At 42.0% G+C, this 6,436-nt stretch carries 3 protein-coding genes and 1 pseudogene; all 4 read right to left on the reverse strand.

Going from position 1 to position 6,436, the window contains the following annotated elements; genetic code table 11:
- Positions 1 to 1,408: carbohydrate-binding protein (locus L323_RS34615; protein ID WP_020816259.1), on the reverse strand; the 1,408-nt coding region annotated here is incomplete at its 3' end.
- A gap of 32 nt (positions 1,409 to 1,440) precedes the next feature.
- Positions 1,441 to 4,299 carry a beta-L-arabinofuranosidase domain-containing protein gene (locus L323_RS34620; protein WP_020816260.1) on the reverse strand — a complete coding sequence of 953 codons (2,859 nt, stop codon included), beginning with the start codon at positions 4,297 to 4,299 and terminating at the stop codon, positions 1,441 to 1,443.
- 91 nt (positions 4,300 to 4,390) lie between these two features.
- Positions 4,391 to 5,920 carry a family 43 glycosylhydrolase gene (locus L323_RS34625; protein ID WP_020816261.1) on the reverse strand — a complete coding sequence of 510 codons (1,530 nt, stop codon included), beginning with the start codon at positions 5,918 to 5,920 and terminating at the stop codon, positions 4,391 to 4,393.
- Between the two features lie 57 nt (positions 5,921 to 5,977).
- Positions 5,978 to 6,393: pseudogene (locus L323_RS0120915) on the reverse strand (carbohydrate-binding protein).
- Positions 6,394 to 6,436 lie beyond the last annotated feature (43 nt).

Raw genomic sequence — 6,436 nt, forward strand, 5'->3', positions numbered from 1 at the left:
TTATTTCAATGTTGCCTCCGCTGGTTGCACTTGCTACTCTGGCCTGAAAGCCTCCGACACCATCACCAAAATCCACATTACTGTAAACAGTATAGTCCCCGTTTTCAATAAATCCTACATCCTCCCCGCCTTCCGAACAGGTTTCTGTCTGGATTCCTGACTGATTACTGTAGTTCTCTGCCTCTATTTGCTTGGTTGCATCAACAGGTGCAGGCGGTTCAGTGGAAATCTTAAGCAAAACTGTTCCATGTGAAGGAACAGATGCTGTATATGAGCCCGTAAAACTGCCTTTGTCAGCTTTAGCCCACAAATCTCTGACCGTAACACTTCCACTTACACCTATGTCTGACCAATTAACTGTAATATTGGATGTTGTCGAATTCCTGTTCAATAAAGCAACTGCCTTAGTTGTCCCATTTGTACCCAGTGATTTTACCCAAACCTCCAGACCATTTGCACTTTTAACTCTTTTTCCCTGAACTCCTGCGGGGTCCTGATCTATTGCTATTACTTCCTTATTCAATAGAATATCCTTTGTTGTCTGTGACATGGTCCTTATATCATTTCCTGCAATTAGAGGAGATGCCATCATACTCCACATGCTCATCTGGGTACGGTATTCCTCTGTTGTACATCCACCGTTTCCGATTTCAAGCATATCAGGATCATTCCATGCTCCTGGAGCAGCTGAACTTGTGTATTGGGCATTACCATCAATTGCATTTATAATACCTTTGAACCATTCGGTTCCGTTATCCCACTTATCAGCGATATCTCCGGTAGTACGCCATAAATTACCTGTTGCAGGCATCCAACTTTGATATCCCCATGCACATATGCTGAATACGATTGGCCTTCCGCAATTTGCAAGCGCGGTCTGCATTTTCTGGTAATCGGTTTTCATGTCACTTCCGTTTGGTATATTGCAGTTATCATATTTAAGGTAATCAATGCCCCATGAAGCAAATGTCTTTGCATCTTTATCCTCATAACCTTTGCTGCCGCTTTGAGGAACATTCATACAGGTCATGGTTCCACGGCATCCGTATATTCCGAGTTTGAGACCCTTTGCATGTACATAATCCGATAAAGCCTTAATTCCGTTTGGAAAACGTGTAGGGTCCGCTCGCAGGTTTCCATTGGAATCACGTGCCGGATTTGCCATCCAGTTATCATCCAGATTCAGGTACACGTAGCCTGCATCCTTCATTCCTGAACTTACCATTGTATCGGCAATCTGTTTAATCTTGGTTTCATTAATATCTCCATGGAAGATATTCCAACTGTTCCACCCCATCGGTGGTGTTTTGGCAAGACCGTTATCCCATGCCCCGGTATTCAGGGCCATTATTATAGTAAATGTAAGCCCTAAAAGGACAAGTGTAATGACCGCACGAACTTTTTTCATAATAGTATATCCCCCCTAATTTTGTTTTTGTTTTAAAGCTCTGATATTTGTCCCAGCAGATACTGCTTCAATACTGCAAAATCCATTGCTGTCACGGCTGCATCACCGTCCAAATCGGCTGCAGCCAAATCAATTGTGCCTTCATCATCCAGCAAATACTGCTTTAGTAGAGCAAGGTCAATTGTATCTACAGTTCCGTCCCTATTAACATCCCCATGCTTCACCTGAATAACGGTGGGGAAAATTTTCACAGAAGACATCCTGTCATTGCATCCGGCTTCTATAAAGTTTGAATTATCTGCGGTAAAGGACCATTTCGTACCGGTGAAATTGTCATTATCATAAATCTCAACTGTATAACCTTCGGGTATTTTCACCGAAGATGCCCAGTTGTCGTAAATACCTGCAGCAGTGAGCTGAACAGTTGTATAGCTGCCGGGGTTCAGCGACACCGCAGTACCACCAAAAGCAGTATCCTGATAGAAGGTTGTTTTCCCATAAATCTTAACTGATGCATCATCCACATATAAATTGGTTCCGCTGTCAGGCCCTTCGAAATATATGCTCAAGTCAGTTAATGTGCCTGTAACATTTAACTTATAGTTGCCTGACAATTGCACCCAGGAGCTATTGCTTCCTGTAGAAGTAGCAATATTGGCATAGGAAGTTCCGCTGTCATCCGTTTTCCTGATAGTCATTGTTACTGGAGCACTGGCAGTGTTGTCCAGTCTTACCCAGCCGGAACAAGTATACGTATTACCGTTCTGAACTTTTGCTGTAATATTCTGAATAGGCCCGTTCCATGCTCCCGTCCTGCCTGTATGCAGCAGGCTATAGCTCCCCGAGTGCTTTTGCACTGTTGATGTGGCAATTGAACCTGCACCATTGACAGTCCAGCCTGTGGTGCTTCCTGACTCCATATCCGGATTTGCTAGCAAATTGTCCGAGGGTTGTGTACCCACATACGTTCCCAGTTTGAAGTAGATACCATACCTATCCTTGTATCTCTGATAATGGGGTGTGAATACCAAATGGTTATCCTCATCGGTATTTCTAAGTGTAAATTCCAGTTTACCGGGCGTTTGAACCATATTGTTCTTAATATTTGCATGCCAATTATCAATGCTGGGACTGGCAGTGGTATTGATATTAATAGTATCTTTGATAGTCACATTTTTAGTTGCTTTTAAAACCTGAACCCCATGTGATTGAGTAGTCATGCTTTCAGTTCCAAGGCCTGCACTCAATACTAGGGGACCATACGTAAAGGCTACCGTATTGGGACTGTCAGATAGTCTGGAAACTCTTACTTCGATGGGCAGGGTCAACTCAACTGTATCTCCTGCCTGCCACACTCTGTTGACATCAAGATAGCCGTTTACCTGGGAAATATTAATAGGAGTGCCGTTAACCTTGACCGTAGCAGTTTGTCCTGCTGCAATCCATGATGGTGACCTGAATTTAATTTTTACTTCTGATGAAGGAGCGCTGTTGATAGTAAATATTACTTTATCTGATATTGGTAGATTGGCCTGCTGTGTCAGTGAAAGACCCTTTTCACTCCAGTTCAGGGTAGAACTCAGATACATATTTACATACAGGTCTGAGCCATTATTATAATACAGGCTGTCATTCAGCTTTGTAAAATTCTCCATCCCCGTTCCCGTACAGCACCAGAAATGATCGAATTGGGAACTGAACACCTTGAAATATCCTGTTCCCATAGCCTTGAAGTATGTGGCCATTCCGGTCTCCGGATTCTGGGAAGCCATGATCTCATTTATCAATGCGTTCTCATAGTAATCTGCATATTTAACGTCGCCTGTTACCTTGAACAGCTCTCGGGTCAACTTCAGCATATTATTGACATTACAGGTTTCATTATTTACATTATCCCTGTATGCATCCAGCTGGCCTGGGGCCCTGAAATGCTCATCTTCGCTGTTACCGCCTGTTACATATGTATGGTCTTTCAATACTATATCCCAAAACTTTTGTGCTGCTGTTAAGTATGAAGATTCTGCTGTTCCAAGAGTGCGATAGCGGTTCAGGGCACCGATGAATTTTGGGATAGTTGTATTGGCATGTTTTCCGGGTAAAACGTTTGTGCCTGCAGCGATGGTGTTAAATAGTGAGGTTTCGTCGAATTTATGTGCTGCTGCCAAATGGTTGCTGTTACCTGTCAGCTTATACAATTCATAGAGACAATCATTCATCCCTCCATACTCAATACCCAATACCTTTGACTGTGTTGCAGAATCCCAGGCATTTACTCTTTTGTATATCCAATTTCCCAGATTGGTTGCTATTGTCAATGCGGATTGGTTGCCTTCAAATTTGTAAATGTCAAGGAGACCGGACATAATTTTGTGCATGGTATACCACGGTACCCAGCTTGAACCGGAAGCCTTTCCTTCTACAACATCAAATTGGGTAACTGGAGTTGCAAACAAATATCCATTGCCGTTTTTATTCTGACAAGCCTGCAATTCGGATATAATCAAATCGATACGGCTTTTCAAATCTGCATTTACTGTAGGATCGGACTTGGTGTTCTTATAAGCCTGCGCAAGTGCTGACATGTAATGCCCCATGGTATGGCCCTGAATCAGGGTGTTGTTTTCCCACCCTCCATAATAGCTATAGGTTGTTGATAAGCCGGCTGCTTTCTTAAAGCCCACCAACAAACGGTTTGGATCAATTGCCCTAAGGTAAGCAACCTCTTTATTAAATGCATTTACATAATATGCATCTGTGATTTTTACCTGTTCCATGTCGAATTGCTTTAGGACTTCAACGTTCGCTGCTGAAACCGATAAAGGTATTTGTACACTGAATATAAGTAAAAATATCAATAAGCATGGCAGAAGTATACTCATAGTTTTTAACATATTTCCCTCCTTGACAAATTTTACAAATTCAGATATAACAATTTGACAACCACTTATAATCCAAAATCACCATAGTGTCAACCTGTAATTTCTAAACAATACCCAACAGAAGTTTTTTGAAGACAGCACAATCCAGTGCATCAATAGTTCCGTCCTTATTTAAATCTCCTGCTTCAATGTCGTTATCTACCGGAAAATCATTAATTAATCCCAGAATATATTTCTTCATCAATGCATAATCTGCTGCATCTACGCTGTTATCTCCATTGAGATCTCCGACAACTGTAGGTGTTCCGCTTTTTTCGAATTTCCACCAATTGAAATTAAACAGGTAACCGCTTCCTCCTGTAAACTTCAGGTATAAGTCATGTACTCCCTCTGCGCCGCTGATGGTACAGGACTTATCACTCCAAGTCTGCCATCCGCCCGTTTCACTGACTGCACAAGTTCCCACCAGTTTACCTGTGGGGCTGTCAAGTCTTAGTTCTATATTACCGCCGCTTGTTGCTGAAGCAACTCTGGCAACAAAGGATGCTGCTCCTGTACCAAAATCTACACCTTTAACCTTTATATAATCACCGTTTTCGATAAAACCTACATCCATTCCGCCTTCGCTGCATGTTTCTGTTTCAATTCCGGACTCCCAGCAGATTGTTTCAGCCTCGTTTTTGACAAATGGATTAAGGTATTGAACCTGAGCAGGTCCGGTTTGAGTTATTGGAATGGTTGGAATAGTCCCGTCGCCATTGTACTTGAATTGCTCAACACCTACTGAACGGTGATAACTTCCGCCTCCGGGCAAATCACCTGTATGATAAAAGAAATAGGAATTCCCTTTAAAATCTGTCACGCCCGGATGGTTTGTAAAGCTGTTTTTTGAAGGCATGATTTCACCTTTAGATGTCCATGGTCCGGTAGGACTAGTGCTTGTGGCATACTGTATATCTTCACCGTTTGAACCCATACCTGCATATACCATGTAATATAAATTATTTTGTTTATAAAACCATGGGCCTTCTACATAGCTCGTAGGCTTCGGTGATACCTGAACGATACCGCCGGAATAAGAAATCATATCCTGATTTAATTTCACATACCACAGATTTCCGTTACCCCAATAAAGGTAAGCCTGTCCGTTGTCGTCTATGAATACGGTAGGGTCAATATCAGAGCCTCCGTTATTTGTTACTAAAGGTTTCCCCAGAGCATCGGTAAACGGGCCTGTAGGGCTATCGGATACTGCAACACCGAGGGCGTAACCGCCTGTTTTTCTTGTAACTGGTACGTAGTAATAAAATTTATTATTTCTGAAAATAACCTGACCTGCCCAGGCATCACCTTTTGCCCAGCTGAATGTGGTAGCCGCCAACGGTGAGCCATGATCTGTCCAGTTCACCATGTCTGTTGATGAATAACATCTCCAGTCATTCATTGTATAGAAATTATTTACTATTGTATCCTCATCGTGTCCCGTAAAAAGGTAACAAGTCCCGTTATACACCATAGGAGCAGGATCAGCGGTATAAAGTGTTTGTACCACTGGGTTGTCCGCATAACATACGGATGAAAAAAGAGTAGTGAAAATAATTAAAAGCCCTAACATCTTGCATACCTTTTTCATAATAATACCTCTTTCCTTATTTTAATTTTGAAAATATGATAAAACATACTTTTCAGTCTATACTGCACCTGATCCCGGAAAAGTAGAAATTGTCCCCAGAAGGTATTGTTTCAATAGAGAAAAATCAATTGCGTTAACATCTCCGTTAGCATCCAAATCAGCAAGCTTAGTGTCTTCTATTGTTCCTGATCCAAGAAGATATTTTTTAATACTTGTAAGTCAATAGCATCTATTTGTCCATCGGAATTTATATCACCTAATTTACCTGTAATAACAGGTGTATTGCTGAATTTAAACCAATTAAGGTTAATTAAATATCCGCTGTCTCCAACAAATTTCAGGTATAAGTCATGCTTTCCGCTTACACCGCTGACAGCACAGTTCACATCTGCAAAGGCCTGCCATCCGCCTGTTCCGCTAACTACGCAAGTCCCAACCAAGGTTCCGGTTGCACTGTCAAGTCTTACTTCAATCTTGCCTCCGGTGGTAGCGCTTGATACTCTTGCTTGGAAGCCG

This window comes from Ruminiclostridium papyrosolvens C7 (assembly GCF_000421965.1).
Taxonomy (GTDB): domain Bacteria; phylum Bacillota; class Clostridia; order Acetivibrionales; family DSM-1351; genus Ruminiclostridium; species Ruminiclostridium papyrosolvens_A.